The sequence below is a fragment of the Luteimonas sp. BLCC-B24 genome, assembly GCF_028550595.1.
GTDB lineage: Bacteria > Pseudomonadota > Gammaproteobacteria > Xanthomonadales > Xanthomonadaceae > Luteimonas.
On the sequence record NZ_JAQQGN010000002.1, the window covers coordinates 632,837 to 652,724 of the forward strand.

Sequence of the window (19,888 nt, forward strand, 5' to 3'; positions counted from 1 at the left end):
ACCAGGAGCCGGCGGGCGGCCCGCCTGCACACGCTCAGCCGATGGACCCGCATGCCGCGCCGGGGCGATTCGATCTGGTGGAGTTCTCCACCCGGCGCCGGGTGACCGTGTGGATGTTCGCGATCAGCCTGATGCTGTTCGGACTCATCGCGCTGACCAATCTCAAGGTCAACCTGCTGCCCGACCTCAGCTATCCCACGCTGACGGTGCGCACCGAATACACCGGCGCGGCGCCTGCCGAAATCGAGACCCTGGTCAGCGAGCCGGTGGAGGAAGCCGTCGGCGTGGTCAAGGGCGTGCGCAAGCTGCGCTCGATCTCGCGCACCGGCCAGAGCGACGTGGTGCTGGAATTCGCCTGGGGCACCGACATGGACCAAGCCAGCCTCGACGTGCGCGACAAGCTCGAGGCCTTGCAGCTGCCGCTCGAGGTGACGCCGCCGGTGCTGCTGCGCTTCAACCCCTCGACCGAACCGGTGATGCGCCTGGCGCTCACCGCCGGCGGCAGCGGCGATGCGGTGGCCGAACTCACGCGCATGCGTCGCTATGCCGACGACGACCTGAAGAAGAAGCTGGAGCCGGTGATCGGGGTGGCCGCGGTGCGGGTGGGCGGCGGTTTCGAGGACGAGGTGCAGGTGGATCTCGACCTGCAGCAGATGGCGCGCATCGGGCTGCCGATCGAGAACGTGATCCAGCGCCTGCAGCAGGAGAACATCAATCTTTCGGGCGGGCGCCTGGACCAGGGCACCCAGCGCTATCTGGTGCGCACGGTGAACCAGTTCGCCAGCGTCGAACAGATCGGCGAGATGCTGGTCGCCACCCAGGGCGGCGGCGACGACGCCGCGGCCAGCGCCGCGCAGCAGATGGCGGCGATCGCGGCGGCCAGTGGATCGCAGGCGGTGCTCGCGGCGGCTGCGTCGGTGCAGAGCACCTCGGGCGAGGGCAGCAGCACGATCGCCGGTGGTCGTGCGGTGCGCCTGCGCGACATCGCCACCGTGCGCCAGGGCTACAAGGAGCGCGAGAGCATCATCCGGCTCGGCGGCAACGAGGCCGTGGAACTGGCGATCTACAAGGAAGGGGACGCCAACACCGTGGCGACCGCCGATGCGGTGGACGCCCGGCTCGAGGCGATCCGCAAGGAACTGCCGGCGGACATGACGCTCACCGTGGTCGACGACCAGTCGAAGTTCGTGCGCGCCGCGATCCGCGACGTGCGCACCGATGCGCTGATCGGCGGCACGCTGGCGATCCTCATCATCTTCCTGTTCCTGCGCAACGGCTGGAGCACGCTGGTGGTCAGCCTGTCGTTGCCGGTATCGATCATCACCACGTTCTTCTTCATGGACCAGTTCGGCCTGAGCCTCAACGTCATGTCGCTCGGCGGCCTGGCGCTGGCGACCGGCCTGGTGGTCGACGACTCCATCGTGGTGCTGGAGAGCATCGCCAAGGCGCGGGACCGGGGCCTCGGCGTGCTCGAGGCCGCGATCGTGGGCACGCGTGAAGTGGGCATGGCGGTCGTCGCCTCGACGCTGACGATCATCGCGGTGTTCCTGCCGCTGGTATTCGTCGACGGCATCGCCGGTCAACTGTTCCGCGACCAGGCGCTGACGATCGCGATCGCGGTCAGTGTCTCGCTGCTGGTTGCGCTGACCCTGATCCCGATGCTGGCCTCGCTCAAGGGCCGTCCACCGCTCGCCTTCCCCGAAGAACCGCCGCATCCACAGTGGCGCCCGGAGCGCCGTTGGCAGAAGCCGATGGCGGCGACCGGACGCGGCCTCGGCGCCGGTATCCGCGGCGTGCTGTTCGGCATCGTCTGGCTGGTGGTGCGTGCGTGGCGCGGCGTGTCGCATGTCGTCGGGCGGATCATGGGCCGGGCCAGCGATGTGGCCATGGCGCCCTATGCACGTGCCGAACGCGGCTATCTGCGTGCGCTGCCCGCAGCGCTGGCGCGGCCGTGGCTGGTGCTCGGCGCGGCCTTCGCGGTCTTCCTGGCCAGTCTGCTCGCGGTGCCGCTGCTGGGCACGGACCTGATTCCGCAGCTGGCCCAGGACCGCTTCGAGATGATGGCCAAGCTGCCGCCGGGCACGCCGCTGCGCGAGACCGACCGCATCATGCGTGAGGTCCAGCTGGCCCACGCCGACGACGAGGGCGTCGAACTGCTGTTCGGCGTCAGCGGCAGCGGCACGCGGCTGGACGCCAATCCCACCGAGAGCGGCGAGAACATCGGCCGTCTGAGCGTGGTGATGAGCGGGGGCGGCAGCCGTGCGTTCGAGGCCGAGCAGAGCGATCGCCTGCGCGCGACCATGCAGCGGTATCCGGGCGTGGCCGTCGACTTCAGCCGGCCCGCGCTCTTCAGCTTCTCCACGCCGCTGGAGATCGAATTGCGCGGTCAGGACCTCGACGGGCTCGCCCGCGCCGGGCAGCGCATGGCCGAACTGCTGCGCGGCAATCCGCACTACACCGACGTCAAGAGCACGGTGGAGCAGGGCTTTCCCGAAGTGCAGATCATCTTCGACCAGGAACGCGCCGGCGCGCTGGGCCTGACCACGCGGCAGATCGCCGATGCGGTCGTGCGTGCGGTCCGCGGCGAGGTCGCCACGCGCTACAACTTCCGCGACCGCAAGATCGACGTGCTGGTGCGTGCCCAGGAAAGCGAGCGTGATTCGGTCGACCGGATCCGCAACCTGGTGGTCAATCCGGGCGGCGCCACGCCGGTGCGCCTGGACTCGGTGGCCGACGTGGTGGCGACGATCGGCCCCAGCGAGATTCACCGCGCCGACCAGGTGCGCGTGGCGGTGGTGTCGGCCAACCTGCGCGGCATCGATCTGGGTACCGCGGTGGCCGAAGTGCGGCAGATGGTCGCGGAGAATCCGCTCGGTCCCGAGGTCGGCATGCACATCGGCGGCCAGGGCGAGGAGCTGGCCGAGTCCCTCCGCTCGCTGCTGATGGCGTTCGCGCTGGCGATCTTCCTGGTGTATCTGGTGATGGCCTCGCAGTTCGAGTCGCTGCTGCATCCGTTCGTCATCCTGTTCACCATTCCGCTGGCGATGGTCGGCGCGATCGGTGCGCTGCTGCTGACCGGCAATACGATCTCGATCGTCGCCTTCATCGGCCTGATCCTGATGGTCGGCCTGGTGGTCAAGAACGCGATCATCCTCATCGACAAGATCAACCAGCTGCGCGAAGCGGGCGTGGCCAAGCGCGAGGCGCTGATCGAAGGCGCACGCTCGCGTCTGCGGCCGATCATCATGACCACGCTGTCGACGCTGTTCGGCTTCCTGCCGCTGGCGCTGGCCTTCGGTGAGGGCGCCGAGGTGCGCTCGCCGATGGCGATCACGGTGATGGGCGGCCTGGCCGTGTCCACACTGCTCACCCTGCTGGTGATTCCGGTGGTCTACGACCTGCTGGACCGCAAGTCCGATGCGCACTACGCCGAACGCGGGCGCCGCGCGCGCCTGGGCGCAGCGGCCGATCTGGAGGTCGCCGCGCAATGAGCATCGCCGAGCTGAGCCTGCGTCGCCCGGTCACGACCATCATGTGCTTCGTGTCGATGGTGGTGATCGGCCTGATCGCCTCGGTGCGCCTGCCGCTCGAAGCGCTGCCCGACATCACCGCGCCGTTCCTGTTCGTGCAGTTGCCCTACGCCGGCGCGACGCCGGCCGAGGCCGAGCAGAACCTGCTGCGGCCGGCCGAGGAAGCGCTGGCGACGATGAGCGGAATCAAGCGCATGCGCGGCCGCGCCAATGCCGACAGCGCCGACATCTTCATGGAGTTCTCCGACTGGGACCGCGACATCGCGATCAGCGCGTCCGAGGCGCGCGAGCGCATCGACGCGATCCGCGGCGAACTCCCGGATGATTTCCGCCGCTACTTCGTCTTCAAGTGGTCCAGCGGCGACCAGGCGGTGCTGCGGATCCGTCTGGCGGCGAACGTCGACCTGAGCGGCAGTTACGAGATGATCGACCGGCAGCTCAAGCGCCGGCTCGAACGCGTGCCGGGCGTGGCGCGGGTGGAGATCAGCGGCGCGCCGCCCAACGAGGTCGAGATCGCGGTCCAGCCCGACCGGCTCAACGCGCACGGCATCGAACTCAACGAGCTCGCCACGCGTCTGCGTGCGCTCAACTTCTCGGTGTCGGCCGGGCAGATTCTCGAGGGCGGGCAGCGCCTGCGGGTGCAGCCGATCGGCGAGATCGACGACCTGCAGGAACTGCGCGAGCTGGTGATCAACCCGCAGGGCCTGCGCCTGGGCGACGTCGCCGACGTGCGGTTCAAGCCGCAGCGCATGGACTACGGACGCCGCCTCGACGGTCGCGCCGCGGTGGGTCTGGACATCTACAAGGAACGCGACGCGAACCTGGTGGAGGTCTCGCGCTCCGTGCTGGCCGAGGTGGAGGCCGCGCGCAGCGAGCCCGGGCTCGAAGGCGTCGATCTGAAGGTGATCCAGAACATGGGCGACGAGGTGACCTCGTCGCTGCTCGAACTGGTGGAGGCCGGCGCGATCGGCCTGCTGCTGTCGATCATCGTGCTGTACTTCTTCCTGCGTCACTGGCCGTCGACGCTGATGGTGACGCTGGCGATTCCGATCTGCTTCGTGATCACGCTGGGCTTCATGCACTTCTTCGGCGTCACGCTCAACGTGCTGTCGCTGATGGGGTTGCTGCTGGCCGTCGGCATGCTGGTCGACAACGCCGTGGTGGTGGTGGAGAGCATCTACCAGGAACGCGAGCGCATGCCCGACCAGCCGTGGCTGGCGTCGGTGGTCGGCACGCGCAACGTGGCGATCGCGCTGTCGGCGGGCACGCTGAGCCACTGCATCGTGTTCGTGCCCAACCTGCTGGGCGAAACCAACAACATCAGCATCTTCATGACCCAGCTGGCGATCACCATCTCGGTGTCGTTGCTGGCGTCGTGGCTGGTCGCGGTGAGCCTGATCCCGATGATGTCGGCGCGGATGAAGACGCCGCCGGCGGTGGCGAAACCCGACGGCCTGATCCCGCGCCTGCAGCGCCGCTACGCCCGGCTGCTGCGCTGGTCGTTGCAGCATCGTGGCTGGACGCTGCTGGCGATCGGCGCGCTGGCGGCCGCCAGCCTGGTGCCGCCGACGCAGATGAAGTTCGACATGTTCGGTAGCGGCGAGGGCGGCAAGGAGATCAACGTCTTCTACCAGTGGAAGGGCAGCTACAACCTGGCCCAGCGTTCGGAGGAGGTCGCCCGCATCGAGGCCTTCCTGGACGCGCGCCGCGACGAATACCGGATCAAGCAGCTCTATTCGTGGTTCGGCGAAGGCGGCGACTCGGGCACGATCGTCACCTTCAACGACGACGTGGGCGATACGCGGCCGCTCAGCGAAGCGATCAGCAAGGCGCTGCCGAAATCCGCGCGGGCCGAGATCGGTGTCAACAGCGGCGGCGACCAGGGCGGTGGCGGCGGGGGCGGCGGCGTGCAGGTGCAGCTGGTCGGCGATTCCAGCCAGGTGCTGCGCGAACTGGCCGACGGCGTACTGCCGCTGCTGTCGGCCAATCCCGCGCTGCGCGACGTGCGCGTGAACGCCGGCGACCAGAACCAGGAGCTCACCATCCGCGTCGACCGTGACCGTGCGGCGGCCTTCGGCTTCAGCGCCGAGCAGGTGTCGAGCTACATCGGCCTCGCGCTGCGCGGCTCGCAGTTGCGCGAGTTCCGGCGCGGCGACGACGAGGTGCCGGTGTGGGTGCGTTTCGAAGGCGCGGAGCAGTTCGAGCAGTCGGACATCGCCAGTTTCATGGTGCGTACGCCCGATGGACGGAGCGTGCCGTTGACCAGTCTGGTGGACATGACGGTCGAGCCGTCGGCCAGCCGCATCGATCGATTCAACCGGCAGACATCGCTGACGCTGCAGGCGAATCTCGCCGGCGACGCGACCATGCCCGATGCGCGCAAGGCCATCGAGACCACGCTGGACAACGTGGTGTTCCCGCCGGGCTACGGCTACAGCTTCGCCGGCAGCGGCTTCGAGGACGACTCCGCGGCGGTGCAGCAAATGCTCTTCAACTTCGTGATCGCGCTGATCATGATCTACGTGGTGATGGCCGCCGTGTTCGAATCGCTGTTGTTCCCGGCCGCGATCATGAGCTGCGTGGTGTTCTCGATCTTCGGCGTGTTCTGGCTGTTCTGGCTCACCGGCACCTCGTTCACGGTGATGGCCTTCATCGGCATCCTCGTACTGATGGGCGTGGTGGTGAACAACGGCATCATCATGGTCGAGCACATCAACAACCTCAGGCGACGCGGCTTGCCGCGGCTCGAGGCGCTGGTGGAAGGCAGCCGTGAGCGTCTGCGTCCGATCCTGATGACCATGGGCACGGCGATTCTGGCGATGATTCCGATCTCGCTCAGTGACACGGTCGTACTCGGCGGCCTGGCGTATTCGCCGATGGCACGTGCGGTGGCGGGTGGCCTGGCGTTCTCGACCGTGGTCAGCCTGCTGTTCCTGCCGACGATCTACGCGATCCTCGACGACCTGCGACACGGCAGTGCGCGCCTGATCCGCCGGGCGCGGGGCGTGCAGCCGATGGCGCCGGCGGCGGACGCCGGCTGACCGCCGCCGTGCGCCGGAACGGGCCGCACGTGCGGCCCGCGTCCGGGCTCCAGGCACGGCGCCGTATCGCGCAAGCCCTGCCGCGCGCACGCGCGCCGACGGAGGCTGGATGGAGAAACGGGCCGATCGTGCGGCCCGTTTCCGCGTTTCGGACGCTGCGCCGCGATCAGCTGAAGACCTTGCCCGCGATCCGCAGTCCGGCAACCCACACGCCGATGCTGGAGCCGATGTTGGTCAGCATGAAGTTGAGGATCGTGCGCGACACGCGGTTGCGATACCAGCCGCGCAGGGTGCCGGCGTCGTCGCGCAGGGCGAGAAAATCGCCGTACGCCGGCTTGCGCACGTTGGCCTCGATCAGCGCGCTGAACAGGCCCGGCGAGATCCCCGGCGGCCGGATCGGCTTGAGCGGTGCGGCAATGGCCGCAGCGAGGATGCCCAGAGGATGCGCCAGCGCCGCGAGGGCGCCCAGCGCGGCGAACCCGGCGGTGATCAGCACCCATTCCTTGATCAGCTGGCGGCCCAGTTCCGCGCCGCCCTGGTAGTAGCCCCAACCGATCATCGCCAGGATCAGCAGGGTGATCAGGGTCATCACCCAGCGCAGGCTGCGTCCGGGCGGGGCGTGTTCGAGATCGGCGCGCGTCTGCGCCGGTGCCTCGGTGTCCTCGGCCAGGTGCTTGGCGAGGCCGGCCAGATGGCCGGCACCGACGACGGCGAGCACCTCGCGCGCCTCGCCCGCGCTCTCGCGCAGACGTGCGGCCATGTAGCGGTCGCGCTCGGCGATCACCGTGGCGTAGAGCTGGGGGCTGGACCTGGCGAACTCGCCGAAGCTCGATTCGAGCATGTCGCCCTGCTTGAGGTTCTCGATCTCGTCCTCGCCCAGTTCGTCCGACGCCAGCAGGCCGCCGAGCAGGCTGCCCATCAGCTTCATGCGGCCGAAGAAGCCGAGCTGGCGCGAGGCGCGCTTGAAGGTCAACCCCACGTCGCGGTCGATCAACGCCACCGGCAGGTCGCGGGCCTTGGCCAGCGCCACGGCCTGCTTGAGTTCGGCGCCCGGTTCGATGCCGAGCTGCTCGGCGAGCCGGCGCTGGTAGGCCGACAAGGCGAGATTCGCAGCGAACAGTGCCACCCGGCCCTTGCGGATCACATCGACCAGATTCAGCTTGCCCAGCGCATCGGGATCGGTGATCGCCTGCAGGCGCTGCGGATCGAGTTCGACCGCGACCGCGTCAAACGCGCCGCTGCCGATCGCATCCTCGACCGCCTCTACGCTCACGCGCGAGACATGGGCGGTGCCCAGCAGTGTGTAGCGCACCCCGTCGCGCTCCACGATCGCGTGCGGCTGGCTCTGCCAGGACGTTGAAGAGGCTTCGGTCATCGGAAAATCGTCATCATTCGAAAGGAGGCGTGGTGGCGCCGTCGCCCAGCGCGCGCTGCATCTGCAGTCCGTCGAGCCAGCGCCCGTGTTTGTGGCCGATGCCCGGGAAGCGCCCGCTGACGCGGAAGCCGAGGCGCTCGTGCAGCCGGCGCGACACCACATTGTCGGCGTCGCCGATCACGGCGATCATCTGCCGGAAGCCCTGCGCGGTGCAGCGGTCGATCAGCGTGGTCATCAGACGTCGGCCCACACCGGCGCCACGCGCGTGCGCGGCCACGTAGACCGTGCTCTCGACGGTCCAGCGGTAACCGGCGCGTGTGCGATACGCGCTGGCGTAGGCGTAGCCGGCGAAGCGGCCGTCGAGGTCCGCGGCGATATACGGATAGCCGCCCTCGACGAGTGTGCGCCAGCGCTGGCGCATCCCCTCGACGTCCGGTGCTTCGGTCTCGTAGGTCGCCACCCCGTGCTCGACCTCGTCCGCATACAGCGCGGTGATCGCATCGAAATCGGAGGCCGCGGCGTCGCGCAGGTCGACGTTCACGCTCAGTCGATGTAGCGCTTGAGCAGGTCGCCGTAGGCGTCGATGCGCCGGTCGCGCAGGAACGGCCAGATCCGGCGCACGTGTTCGCTGCGCTGCAGGTCGACTTCGCAGGTCAGCAGCGTCGGATCCGTGCCCGCTTCGGCGAGGAATTCGCCTTGCGGCCCGAGTACGTGGCTGTTGCCCCAGAAGTCGATGCCGGCGGCGCCGAGCGGGGAGGGCTCGTGGCCGACGCGGTTGCACGACAGCACCGGCAAGCCGTTCGCGACCGCGTGACCGCGGTGACTGAGAATCCACGCGTCGCGCTGGCGCGTCTTCTCGTCGTCGGCATCGGTGGGGTCCCAGCCGATCGCGGTCGGGTACAGCAGCAGATCCGCACCCGCCAGCGCCATCAGGCGCGCGGCTTCGGGATACCACTGGTCCCAGCAGACGAGCAGGCCGAGCCGGCCGACCGACGTGTCGATCGGCTTGAAGCCGATGTCGCCGGGGGTGAAGTAGAACTTCTCGTAGAAGCCCGGGTCGTCGGGGATGTGCATCTTGCGGTACTTGCCCGCGGTGCTGCCGTCGGCATCGAAGACCACGCCGGTGTTGTGGTACAGCCCGGCCGCGCGCCGCTCGAACAGCGAGCTCACGACGACGATCTTGTGCTGCCTGGCCAGCGCGGCCAGGCGCTCGGTGCTCGGACCGGGAATGGATTCGGCGAGATCGAACTCGTCCACCGATTCGTGCTGGCAGAAATAGGCGCCGTTGTGCAGCTCCTGCAGCAGCACGAGTTTCGCGCCCTGCTTGGCGGCCTCGGCGACGCGCGCTTCGATGACCGACAGGTTGGCGTCGGCGTTGCCGGCGCCCTGGTCGATGATGGCGCGCTCCTGGATCAGGGCGACGGGCAGCGTGGTCTTGCGGGACATGGATTCGAACCCTCGGGGGATGGCGGCAATGCTAACGCGGCGTCGCGGACGGGCCGGATGCACCGGCGCGCGTGGGCGTGGCCCGATTCATGGTGGCGGCGCGCGTGTGGGCAAGCCGTCGCGGCGCAGGTCGCGAGCCGCGGTACAGGCGGCCCGCGACGATGCGGACGGACTCACGCGCGCAGCAGGCCCTGCGGCAGTTGCATGGTGATGCAGTGCAGGCTGCCGTTCTGCCAGATCAACGCCCGGCAGGGGACCTGCACGATCTCGCGTCCCGGATGCGCCCGGGCGAGCACCGCAGCCGCGGCCTCGTCGGCCGGGTCGCCATAGGCCGGCATCAGCACGGCGCCGTTGACGATCAGGTAATTCGCGTAACTGGCCGCGAGCCGGCGGCCGTCGTCGAGGATCGGCTTGGGCCACGGCAGCGGGAACAGTCGATAAGGCTGGCCGCCCGGCGTACGCAGCGCGGCGATCTCGGCGGCCATCGCCTGCAGCTCGGCGTGATGCGGATCGGACGGATCGTCGCAGGCCTGGAACACGATGGCGTCGTCCGGCGCGAAGCGGGCGAGGGTGTCGATGTGGGCATCGGTGTCGTCGCCCTCCAGATACCCGTGGTCCAGCCACAGCACGCGTTCCTGCGCGAGCCAGTCGGAGAGCTGCGCGGTCAGGGTCTCGCGCGCGACGTCGGGATGCCGCTCGTGCAGGCAGCGCCAGGTCGTGAGCAGGGTGCCGGCGCCGTCGGTCTCGATCGCGCCACCCTCCAGCGCGAAGTCGATCTCGCGCCGTTCGGCGGATTCGGCGAACACGCCGGCGTCGTGCAGATGGCCCACGAGACGGTCGTCGCGGCTCGCGTCGAACTTGCCGCCCCAGCCCGTGAAGCGGAAATCGTTGAGCCGGAAGCCCGATTCGCCCCGCAGGGTGATCGGGCCGGAGTCACGCAGCCAGGTGTCGTCGTAGGTGGCTTCGACGAACTGCACGCGGTCCATGTCGATGCGATTCGACGCCAGGCGCACGAAGGCGTAGCTCTGCACATCCTCGTCCGGCACGCAGATGACGACCGGCTGGAAGCGGGTGATGGCCGCGACCAGCGCGATGTAGGTCTCTTCGACCTCGCCCAGGCGCGCGGCCCAGTCGGTGTCTTCGGTCGGCCATGCGATCAGGATCGCCGACTGGGGCTCCCACTCGGCGGGGAAACGCACTGCGGATTCGCTCATGGACTCAACGGATGGCGGGCTTGGGACCGACCTCGGACGCGGTGGCCCGGTTGGCGACCGTGTCGATGACCCGGTTGCGCTCGAAATAGACGGTGAAGGCGGGGTAGACCCAGCGATGGATCGTGGGCCACTGCTGCTTCTGGCCGCCGCGCGGGTCCAGACGCTCGCTCGGCGCACCGAAGCGGGCTTCGACATCCGCCATGCTCATGCCGCGCGTCGGCACGGGCACGCCGGCGGGCTGCTTGGTGCGATCCACCAGCAGGGTGTCGGCGGACGCCGGCGCTGCGGCCGACAGCAGGGCGCCGGCGAGCGCGGTCGCGGCGAGGACGGGCACGAAGGAACGCGACATGACGGAACTCCTGGAATGGATTCGACGGGCGGGCCGCCACGACCGGCGGTTCGCCCGCCTGTTTAACAGAAATACGGTCCGGGCGCTGTCGCGCGCGCCGGGATGCCGGCCACGAAAAAGGCCGCATCGCTGCGGCCTTCGTCGTGACCGGCCGCGGATGCGGCGGCGTCGCGAATCAGCGCTGGCGCGCCTTGAAACGCGGATTGGACTTGCAGATCACGAAGACCTTGCCGCGGCGACGCACAACCTTGCAATCGCGGTGGCGGGTCTTCGCCGACTTCAGGGACGACAGGACCTTCATGACAAACCTCTGGGATGGGATACGGACGCGAAGCCGGCTATTCTAACGTCTGATTTCCCCGCAATTCAAGCGCTTGGGCGATTGCCCCGCGCGACAGGAGTTCCGCATGACGGCCGAGGTGCCTGTACTGACGATCGACGGGCCGTCCGGCTCGGGCAAGGGCACCATCAGCCGGGCAGTCGCGCAGCGGCTGGGCTGGCATTATCTCGACTCCGGCGCCCTCTATCGCGCGGTCGGCGTGGCGGCCGGGTGGGCCGACCTCGACCTCGACGACGCCGGAGCCCTCGTGCGCTGCACCTTCGACACCACGATCGGCTTCCGAGACGACAGCGGCGGCGAGCCGCGCGTGATCGTCAACGGCCACGACGCCACCGACGAGCTGCGCACCGAAACCGCGGGCGCGGCGGCGTCGGCCATCGCGGCCATTCCGGAGGTGCGGGCTGCGCTGAAGGATCGGCAGCGCGCATTCAGGAAACCCCCCGGGCTTGTCGCCGACGGGCGCGACATGGGCACCGTGATCTTTCCGGACGCGCGGTGGAAAGTGTTCCTCACCGCGAGCGCCGAAGAGCGCGCCGAGCGCCGCTATAAGCAGTTGAAGAACAAAGGGGTTTCGGTGACAATGGACGGTCTGCTGCGCGAGATTCTCGCGCGTGACGCCCGCGACGCCAACCGCGCGGTGGCGCCGCTGCGACCGGCCGAGGAGGCCGTCCGCATCGATACCACCGGCCTCGGCATCGAGACGGTCGTTTCGCAGGTGCTGGCCCTGTTGCCGGCGCGCATGGACTGACGGTCCCGCGCCCGGTCATCCGAGGCCACGCCCCGGCAGATGCCGTCCGCCCGCATGGAATGCGGTGCGGGCGTCGTTCGCGTCGTACCGCTGTACCGCTCCACGGTTCCGGCATCCGCGTCCTGCGTGGATGGCCGGGTTTCGCAACACCACCAACACTCACGGCCATGCAATCCCGCGACGGCCGATCAACGGGTGGACCCCGGCATCGAGCGCCATGCTCGCCCGGCGGTCTGACACAAACCAGGTATTTACCAATGACCGAATCATTCGCAGAACTGTTCGAAGCCAGTCAGAACAATCTGGCCAAGCTCAAGCCGGGTGCCATCGTCACCGGCGTCGTCGTGCAGGTGCGCACCGACGTCGTCGTGATCAACGCCGGCCTGAAGTCCGAAGGCATCGTGCCGATCGAACAGTTCCGTAACGACGCCGGCGAGATCGACGTCGCGGAAGGCGACACCGTCAAGGTGGCGCTGGACTCGCTCGAGAACGGCTTCGGCGAGACCGTGCTGTCGCGCGAGAAGGCCAAGCGCGCCATGGTGTGGGACGAACTCGAGGAAGCGCTCGAGAAGAACGAGACCATCACCGGCCGCATCAGCGGCAAGGTCAAGGGCGGCTTCACCGTCGACATCAAGGACGTCCGCGCGTTCCTGCCGGGCTCGCTGGTCGACGTGCGTCCGGTGCGTGATCCGGTCTACCTTGAGGGCAAGGAACTCGAGTTCAAGCTGATCAAGCTCGACCGCAAGCGCAACAACGTCGTTGTGTCGCGCCGTGCGGTCGTCGAGAGCGAGCACTCGGAAGAGCGCGAGCAGCTGATGGAGAAGCTGGTCGAAGGCGCCGTGCTCAAGGGCGTCGTCAAGAACCTCACCGATTACGGCGCGTTCGTGGATCTGGGCGGCATCGACGGCCTGCTGCACATCACCGACATGGCCTGGAAGCGCGTGCGCCATCCATCCGAAGTGGTGGAAGTGGGCCAGGAGCTCGAAGTCCGCGTGCTCAAGTACGACCGCGAGCGCAACCGCGTGTCGCTCGGCCTCAAGCAGCTGGGCGAGGATCCGTGGGACAACATCGCCCGCCGCTACCCGTCCAACACCCGCGTGTTCGGCAAGGTCTCGAACGTCACCGATTACGGCGCGTTCGTCGAGATCGAGCCGGGCGTCGAAGGCCTGGTGCACGTGTCCGAGATGGACTGGACCAACAAGAACGTCAACCCGTCCAAGGTGGTGCAGGTCGGTGACGAGCTCGAGGTCATGGTGCTCGACGTGGACGAGGAGCGTCGCCGCATCTCGCTCGGCATCAAGCAGGTCACCTCGAACCCGTGGGAGACCTTCGCGGCCATCCACAAGAAGGGCGACAAGGTCGACGGCCAGATCAAGTCGATCACCGACTTCGGCATCTTCATCGGTCTGGACGGCGGCATCGACGGCCTGATCCACCTGTCGGACATCGCGTGGAACTCCACCGGCGAAGACGTGGCCCGCAACTTCAAGAAGGGCGACACCGTCGAGGCCGTCGTGCTGGCGGTCGATCCGGAGCGCGAGCGCATCTCGCTGGGCGTCAAGCAGCTCGAGCAGGACCCGATGGGCCAGTTCATGGGCAACACGCCGCGCGGTTCCAAGGTCACCGGCACCGTGAAGGAAGTGGACGCCAAGGGCGCTGTGATCGATCTGGGTGACGGTGTGGAAGGCTACGTGCAGGCGCGCGACATCAGCGACCAGCGCGTCGACGATGCCAGCCAGCACCTGAAGGTCGGTCAGGAGATCGAGGCCAAGTACTTCGGCGTCGACCGCAAGACCCGCGTGCTGCAGCTGTCGATCAAGGCGAAGGACGAGGCGGAAACCGCCGAGACCTTGGCCGAGTACAACAAGCAGGCGTCGGAAGCATCGAGCGGCACCACCAAGCTGGGCGCGCTGCTGCGCGAGCAGCTGGGCAACAAGGGCGAGTAAGCCCCTACGGCGCCGGTCCGGGTTCGTCCCGGACCGGCGCTGTCGCATTCGCAAGAACGAGACATGACGAAGTCGGAACTCATCGAACTGCTCACCCAGCGGCAGGCCCACCTCAAGGGCGAGGACGTCGACCTGGCGGTCAAGGCCATGCTCGAGATGATGGGCGGTGCGCTGGCGGCAGGTGATCGCATCGAGGTCCGCGGCTTCGGCAGTTTCTCGCTGCACTTCCGTCCCCCGCGGACAGGACGCAACCCCAAGACCGGCGATGCCGTCGCCCTGCCGGGCAAGCATGTGCCGCATTTCAAGCCGGGCAAGGAGTTGCGCGACCGCGTCAGCGACGTGCAGCCGATGCCGGCCGACGAGTGATGTCCGGCGCTGCGTTCGACGCGCAGGCCATCTGAGTTTCCGCGCGCCGCCAGGTGGTTGGCGCGGCCGATCCCCGAACAGGTAGGATCATCGACGGCCCGCCGGCGGGCCGGCGGATGCGCGCGACAGTCCGCGTGCTTCGCGCCCGTGCTCGCACGGCATGACCGGCACCCTATGGAGTGTGTGCATGGCGTTTGTGACCGAATGGTTCTGGTTCTTCCTGCTGCTGCCGATCGCCGCCCTCAGTGGCTGGGTCATCGGACGTCGCGGCGGTGAGCGACACAGCGACACCCAGGTCAGCCGGTTGTCGACGACCTACTTCCGCGGACTGAACTATCTGCTCAACGAGCAGCCCGACAAGGCGATCGAGCTGTTCCTGCACATCGCCGAGCTCGACAAGGACACGTTCGAAACCCAGGTCGCGCTGGGGCATCTGTTCCGCCGCCGGGGCGAGGTGGACCGCGCGATCCGGCTGCACCAGGGCCTGGTCCAGCGCGCCGATCTGACCGACCAGCAGAAGGTCCAGGCCTTGCTGGCGCTCGGCGAGGACTACATGAAATCGGGCCTGCTGGACCGGGCGGAGACCGTCTTCAGCGATCTGGCGCGCATCGATCAGCGCGCACCGCAGGCCCTGCGTCACCTGATCGGCATCTACCAGGCCGAGCGCGACTGGGCCAAGGCGATCGAGAACGCAACCCGCTACGAGACGGTGACCGGCGAGCCGATGGGCAAGCTGATCGCCCAGTTCGAATGCGAACTCGCCGACCGGTTGCGTTCGGCCGGCGATGCCGAGGGTGCACGGGCCGCGGTGGCCCGGGCCTATGCCGCCGATTCGGGCTCGGTGCGCGCCGGCATGCTGGAGGGACGCATCGAAATCGATGCCGGCAACGACGCTGCCGCGATCCGCGCCTTCGAACGCGCGGCGCGGCACGATCCGGATTTCCTGCCTGAACTGCTGGCTCCCCTGCTCGCCGCCTACGAGCGGGTAGGCGATGTGCCCGGCGCACGGAATTTCCTGTCGCAGATGACCGAGCATTACAAGGGCGTCGCGCCTGTTCTCGCGCTGACCCGCCTGGTCGAGCAGGAGGAGGGCGTGCGCGCCGCACGGACCTATCTCACGCGCCAGCTCAAGGATCGCCCCTCGGTCCGCGGCGAGGCGGCGCTGATCGAGCTCACCCTGGCCGATGGCGTCGACCACGCGGGGACGCTGCAGGAGCTCCGGCTGATCACCGAGCAACTGCTGGTGCGCAATCCGAGCTACCGCTGCAAGCAGTGCGGATTCGGCGCGCGCAGCCATCACTGGCAGTGCCCGAGCTGCAAGGAATGGGGCACGATCAAGCCCCTCCTGAACTACGCCGTGGTCTGAGTGCAGCCGTCCGGGTCATGGACGCTCGCGGCAGCGGTCTTCGTCGCGGCGCTGGTCGGCACCGGGTGCGCGCGGTGGTACGCGTTGCGGGCTCGGCTCATGGACGCCCCCGGCGCGCGTCGAAGCCATGTCGTGGCCACGCCGCGGGGCGGTGGGGTCGCCATTGTCGTCGCGGTCGTGCCCGTGCTCGCCTGGATGGCCTGGCAGAGTGCGGAGAGCAGGATGCTCGCGCTGGCAGCGATGTCGGGCCTGGTGCTGGTGGCCGGTGTCGGCTGGCTCGACGACCATCGGCCCCAGTCGGCCGCGCTGCGACTGCTCGTCCACGTCGCGGCGGCGACACTTCTGGCGATGGGCATGGCGGCAACGGGTGCTGCGCTGTGGTGGTGTGCATGCGTGTGGCTCCTCGCCGTCGGCCTGGTGAACGTCTGGAACTTCATGGATGGCATCGACGGCCTTGCGACCACCCAGGCGATCCTCGTTGGGGCCGGGGCGCTGCTCCTCGCAGGTGCGTCGGCGCTTCCGGTGGCGCTGGTTGCGGCCTGTACCGGTTTTCTGCCCTTCAATGCGCCGCGGGCGCGCATCTTTCTCGGTGACGTCGGCAGTGGAAGCCTCGGGTACCTGATCGCGTGCCTGTTCGCCTGGATGCCGGCGGAGGCCATGGCAGAGCAGTGGCTGCTCGCCCTTCTCCTAGCCGCATTCATGATTGACGCCACATTGACACTTCTTTCGCGCATGCTTCGCGGCGAACCATGGTGGCAGGCGCATGTCCAGCACCTCTACCAGCGCCTCGTGCAGAGAGGTGCCTCGCACATGCAGGTGACGCTTGCATATGCAGTGGCCACGCTGTTCGCCGTCGCGGTGCTGCACGTTTTGGAGGGTCGTCCCCTCGCCATCATCATCGGAGTGGTGTCCGCGTGGTACCTCAGTGCAGCCGCCATCTGGTTCATACTGCGTGCCGGGCTGGACGCCGGCACAGGCCGTCAGGGATGACACGCAATGACTGATATGAGAACCCGGCTCGGCGTGCTCGGGCCGCGCATTTCTGTGATCGGCCACGACCTGCTGATGGTCTGGCTGTGCTGGGTCGGCCTTCACCAGTTCCGTCATTCGGTGATGGAGCAGGCGCCGGCGTTTTCGATGTTCTCCGTCGAAACGGCGCTGATTCTCGCCGCCCAGGGGGTGATCTTCTGGCGCGTGGGCCTGTACCGCGGGGTGTGGCGCTTCGCGAGCGTTCCGGACCTGATGAACATCGTCAAGGCGTCGGTGCTCGGCCTGTTGTCGATCCTGCTGGTCCTGTTCGTCTACAACCGCCTGGCGCTGGTCCCCAGGACGGTACTGATCGCCTACCCGTTGCTGCTCGCGGCGATGCTCGGCATGCCGCGACTGCTGTACCGGGCATGGAAGGATCACGGCAGCATCCGCCTCGACCAGGCCGCGGTGCGGGTACTGATCCTCGGCGCCGGCCAGGCCGGCGAGACGCTCGTCCGTGACCTGCGCCGCACGGGTGCCTATGATCCGGTCGGCTTTCTCGACGACGCCCCCAAGCTGCGGGGCAGCCAGTTGCAGGGCGTGCCGGTGCTGGGCCGGGTGGACGAGGTGGAGAGGATCGCCCCGGAAACCGCGGCGAAACTTCTGGTGATCGCGATGCCGTCGGCGGACGCGCCGGCAATGCGCCGGGTGGTCGCCGCCTGTGAGCGGACCGGCCTGCCGTTCCGTACCGTGCCGCGGCTCGACGACCTGCTCGAGGGACGCTCGCTGCCGGGTGAACTGAAGGAGGTCGCGATCGAGGATCTGCTCGGTCGCAAGCCGGTGATGCCCGACTGGAAGGCGATCCGCGCGTGGCTGCATGGACGCAGCGTCCTGGTCACCGGCGCTGGCGGTTCGATCGGCTCGGAACTCTGCAGGCAATGTGCACGTCACGGCGCGGCGCAGATCGCGCTGGTCGAGATGGACGAGCTGGCGCTGACCCGGATCGAAAGCGAGCTGCGCCGTGACTTTCCGAACATCGAGATCACGCCGGTCCTCGGCGACTGCGGCGATACCGCGGTCATCGAGCACGCGCTCGGCCTCGCGTCGCCCGAGGCGGTCTTCCATGCCGCTGCCTACAAACAGGTGCCGGTGCTGCAACAGCAGCTGCGCGAGGGGGTCCGCAACAACGTGCTCGCCACGCGCACGGTGGCGCGCGCCGCGATCGCCGCCAAGGTCGGCACCTTCGTCCTGATTTCCACGGACAAGGCGGTCGATCCGGTCAATGTGCTGGGCGCGACCAAACGCCTCGCGGAAATGGTCTGCCAGGACCTCGCCGGCTCCGACAGCACCCACTTCGTGACCGTGCGGTTCGGAAACGTGCTGGATTCCGCCGGGAGCGTGGTGCCGCTGTTCCGTGAGCAGATCCGGCGCGGCGGCCCGGTGACGGTGACCGATCCCGACGTCACCCGCTACTTCATGACGATTCCGGAGGCCTGCCAGCTGATCATGCAGTCGGTCGCGATCGGGTCGCAGCAGGCGGTCTACACCCTCGACATGGGCGAACCGGTCTCGATCCGCCTGCTCGCCGAACAGATGATCCGGCTCGCCGGCAAGCAGCCCGAGCGGGATATCGCGATCATCTACTCGGGCTTGCGTCCGGGCGAGAAACTTCACGAGACCCTGTTCCACGCGGATGAGCGCTACCGTCCGACGGTGCATCCGAAGATCCTGCAGGCCGAAGCCCGACCCGTCCACGGCGAGCGGCTTGCCGCGGCGCTCGCCCGGCTCACCGACGGCGTCGCGCGCTACGACCTAGATCTGATCGGCACCGCGCTGCGCGATGCGGTTCCGGAATTCGCGCCCATGGAGGCATCACCTGCCCGCGAGACGGGCGCCACTATAGTGGCCTTTCCCCCACGACACGCGAGACTTTCATGACGCAGCGGATCCGCAAGGCCGTCTTCCCGGTTGCCGGCCTCGGCACACGCTTTCTTCCGGCCACCAAGACGGTGCCCAAGGAGATGCTGCCCATCGTCGACCGGCCCCTGATCCAGTATGCGGTCGACGAGGCGATCGAGGCGGGCTGCGATACGCTGATCTTCGTCACCAATCGGCACAAGCACGCGATCGGCGACTATTTCGACAAGGCCTACGAGCTGGAGGATCGGCTCGAGGCTGCCGGCAAGCACGAACTGCTGGAGAAGGTCCGGCGGCCGCTGCCCGACGGGGTGCGCGCGATCTTCGTCACGCAGCCCGAAGCGCGCGGCCTCGGGCACGCCGTACTTTGTGCCCGTCCCGTCGTCGGCGACGAGCCGTTCGCCGTCATGCTGCCCGATGACCTGCTGTGGAACCGCAACGGCGACGGCGCGCTCAAGCAGATGGCCGATGCCCATGCGGAGACGGGCGCGAGCATGATCGCCGTGCAGGACGTTCCCGCCGAAAAGACCGGCAGCTACGGCATCGTCGCGACCGATGCGTTCGAAGGCCGTCACGGCCGTGTGCGGTCGATGGTGGAGAAGCCGAAGCCGGAGGAGGCGCCCAGCACGCTCGCCGTCGTGGGGCGCTACGTGCTGGACGGTCGGATCTTTCCGCTGCTGGAGGACACCGCACCGGGCGCCGGAGGCGAGATCCAGCTGACTGACGCCATCTCGGCCCTGCTTCAGGAAAAGCCGGTACACGCCTACCGGTTCCGCGGCACGCGCTTCGACTGCGGCACCCATCTCGGTCTGATCGAAGCCACCATCAGCTATGCGCTCGACAACGAGACGCTCAGCGAACAGGCGGCCGCGCTGATGCGCAACGCCCTCGACGAGCTCGGCGTGCGCAATCTGGACTGACCCGGTCGGGTTGGCCTGCAAGTGACGCCCCGGCGTGTCCGGGGCGTTCGCGTTCAAGCGGATCGACAACAGTGCGCCTCGAGCGGGGCCGCCCTGTGCGCCGGCTTAGTTGCGGCGCTCACGCGGCCTGCGCGGCTGGTGCCGATGGCGCGTCGTCCGCGGCGGAAGCGCACGTTCCGACCGGTGCGGCGCGCATCCGGACCACGCCTGGAGAACAGGCGCGTCGTGGAGGCTGCCCCGGGCGTGCCGGCGGACCGGGTGCATCGATGCAATCGACTGGCGTCGCGGTCACTGGCCGTCCTACAAAAAAAGCACGCCCGGGGGCGTGCTTTTCGAGACGTCGCGGCGCGTGCGCGCCGGA

The 19,888-nt window shown here is 68.3% G+C and carries 15 protein-coding genes; 9 read left to right on the forward strand and 6 right to left on the reverse strand.

Annotated elements, in window-relative coordinates; translation table 11 throughout:
• The first annotated feature begins 41 nt into the window (after positions 1 to 41).
• Together PQS31_RS07250 and PQS31_RS07255 are read left to right on the forward strand one after the other, a co-directional pair.
• On the forward strand, positions 42 to 3,491 hold the full coding sequence (locus tag PQS31_RS07250) for an efflux RND transporter permease subunit (RefSeq protein ID WP_272762138.1): 3,450 nt from the start codon (positions 42 to 44) through the stop codon (positions 3,489 to 3,491).
• Positions 3,488 to 6,571 carry an efflux RND transporter permease subunit gene (locus PQS31_RS07255; protein WP_272761988.1) on the forward strand — a complete coding sequence of 1,028 codons (3,084 nt, stop codon included), beginning with the start codon at positions 3,488 to 3,490 and terminating at the stop codon, positions 6,569 to 6,571. The genes PQS31_RS07250 and PQS31_RS07255 overlap by 4 nt, the downstream gene beginning before the upstream one ends.
• Positions 6,572 to 6,737: 166 nt before the next feature.
• Here the strand turns inward: PQS31_RS07255 and PQS31_RS07260 are convergent, their stop codons facing one another.
• From PQS31_RS07260 to ykgO, 6 genes are all read right to left on the reverse strand, one after another.
• Complete coding sequence (locus tag PQS31_RS07260; RefSeq protein WP_272761989.1) at positions 6,738 to 7,946, reverse strand: TraB/GumN family protein; 1,209 nt, start codon at positions 7,944 to 7,946, stop codon at positions 6,738 to 6,740.
• Between the two features lie 13 nt (positions 7,947 to 7,959).
• A complete protein-coding gene (locus PQS31_RS07265) occupies positions 7,960 to 8,487 on the reverse strand; it encodes a GNAT family N-acetyltransferase (protein WP_272761990.1) in 528 nt (175 codons plus the stop codon).
• Between the two features lie 2 nt (positions 8,488 to 8,489).
• Positions 8,490 to 9,392 (reverse strand): carbon-nitrogen hydrolase, encoded by a 903-nt coding sequence (locus PQS31_RS07270; protein ID WP_272761991.1) that lies wholly within the window; start codon positions 9,390 to 9,392, stop codon positions 8,490 to 8,492.
• Positions 9,393 to 9,565: 173 nt separating this feature from the next.
• A complete protein-coding gene (locus PQS31_RS07275) occupies positions 9,566 to 10,606 on the reverse strand; it encodes an agmatine deiminase family protein (protein ID WP_272761992.1) in 1,041 nt (346 codons plus the stop codon).
• Between the two features lie 4 nt (positions 10,607 to 10,610).
• Positions 10,611 to 10,955, reverse strand: a complete 345-nt coding sequence (locus PQS31_RS07280; RefSeq protein WP_272761993.1) for a hypothetical protein — start codon at positions 10,953 to 10,955, stop codon at positions 10,611 to 10,613.
• A 175-nt stretch (positions 10,956 to 11,130) separates the two neighbouring features.
• Complete coding sequence (gene ykgO, locus PQS31_RS07285) at positions 11,131 to 11,256, reverse strand: type B 50S ribosomal protein L36 (RefSeq protein WP_005913193.1); 126 nt, start codon at positions 11,254 to 11,256, stop codon at positions 11,131 to 11,133.
• A gap of 106 nt (positions 11,257 to 11,362) precedes the next feature.
• On the opposite strand from ykgO, the gene cmk reads away from it, so the two are divergent.
• The 7 genes from cmk to galU all read left to right on the forward strand — a co-directional run bounded on the left by cmk (position 11,363) and on the right by galU (position 19,527).
• Positions 11,363 to 12,043 (forward strand): (d)CMP kinase, encoded by a 681-nt coding sequence (cmk, locus tag PQS31_RS07290; RefSeq protein ID WP_272762007.1) that lies wholly within the window; start codon positions 11,363 to 11,365, stop codon positions 12,041 to 12,043.
• 257 nt (positions 12,044 to 12,300) lie between these two features.
• The gene (gene rpsA / locus PQS31_RS07295; protein WP_272762008.1) at positions 12,301 to 13,989 is read left to right on the forward strand and encodes a 30S ribosomal protein S1; all 1,689 of its coding nucleotides are present in this window, start codon (positions 12,301 to 12,303) and stop codon (positions 13,987 to 13,989) included.
• A 63-nt stretch (positions 13,990 to 14,052) separates the two neighbouring features.
• Entirely contained in the window at positions 14,053 to 14,355 is a 303-nt protein-coding gene (locus tag PQS31_RS07300) for an integration host factor subunit beta (protein ID WP_272762009.1), read from the forward strand.
• A gap of 187 nt (positions 14,356 to 14,542) precedes the next feature.
• On the forward strand, positions 14,543 to 15,721 hold the full coding sequence (gene lapB / locus PQS31_RS07305) for a lipopolysaccharide assembly protein LapB (RefSeq protein ID WP_272762010.1): 1,179 nt from the start codon (positions 14,543 to 14,545) through the stop codon (positions 15,719 to 15,721).
• A 99-nt stretch (positions 15,722 to 15,820) separates the two neighbouring features.
• Positions 15,821 to 16,711 (forward strand): lipopolysaccharide biosynthesis protein, encoded by an 891-nt coding sequence (locus PQS31_RS07310; RefSeq protein WP_272762011.1) that lies wholly within the window; start codon positions 15,821 to 15,823, stop codon positions 16,709 to 16,711.
• A 6-nt stretch (positions 16,712 to 16,717) separates the two neighbouring features.
• Positions 16,718 to 18,628, forward strand: coding sequence for a nucleoside-diphosphate sugar epimerase/dehydratase (locus PQS31_RS07315; RefSeq protein WP_272762012.1), 1,911 nt, complete (start codon positions 16,718 to 16,720; stop codon positions 18,626 to 18,628).
• Complete coding sequence (galU, locus tag PQS31_RS07320) at positions 18,625 to 19,527, forward strand: UTP--glucose-1-phosphate uridylyltransferase GalU (protein ID WP_272762013.1); 903 nt, start codon at positions 18,625 to 18,627, stop codon at positions 19,525 to 19,527. Before PQS31_RS07315 ends, galU begins: the two co-directional genes overlap by 4 nt.
• Positions 19,528 to 19,888: the final 361 nt, after the last annotated feature.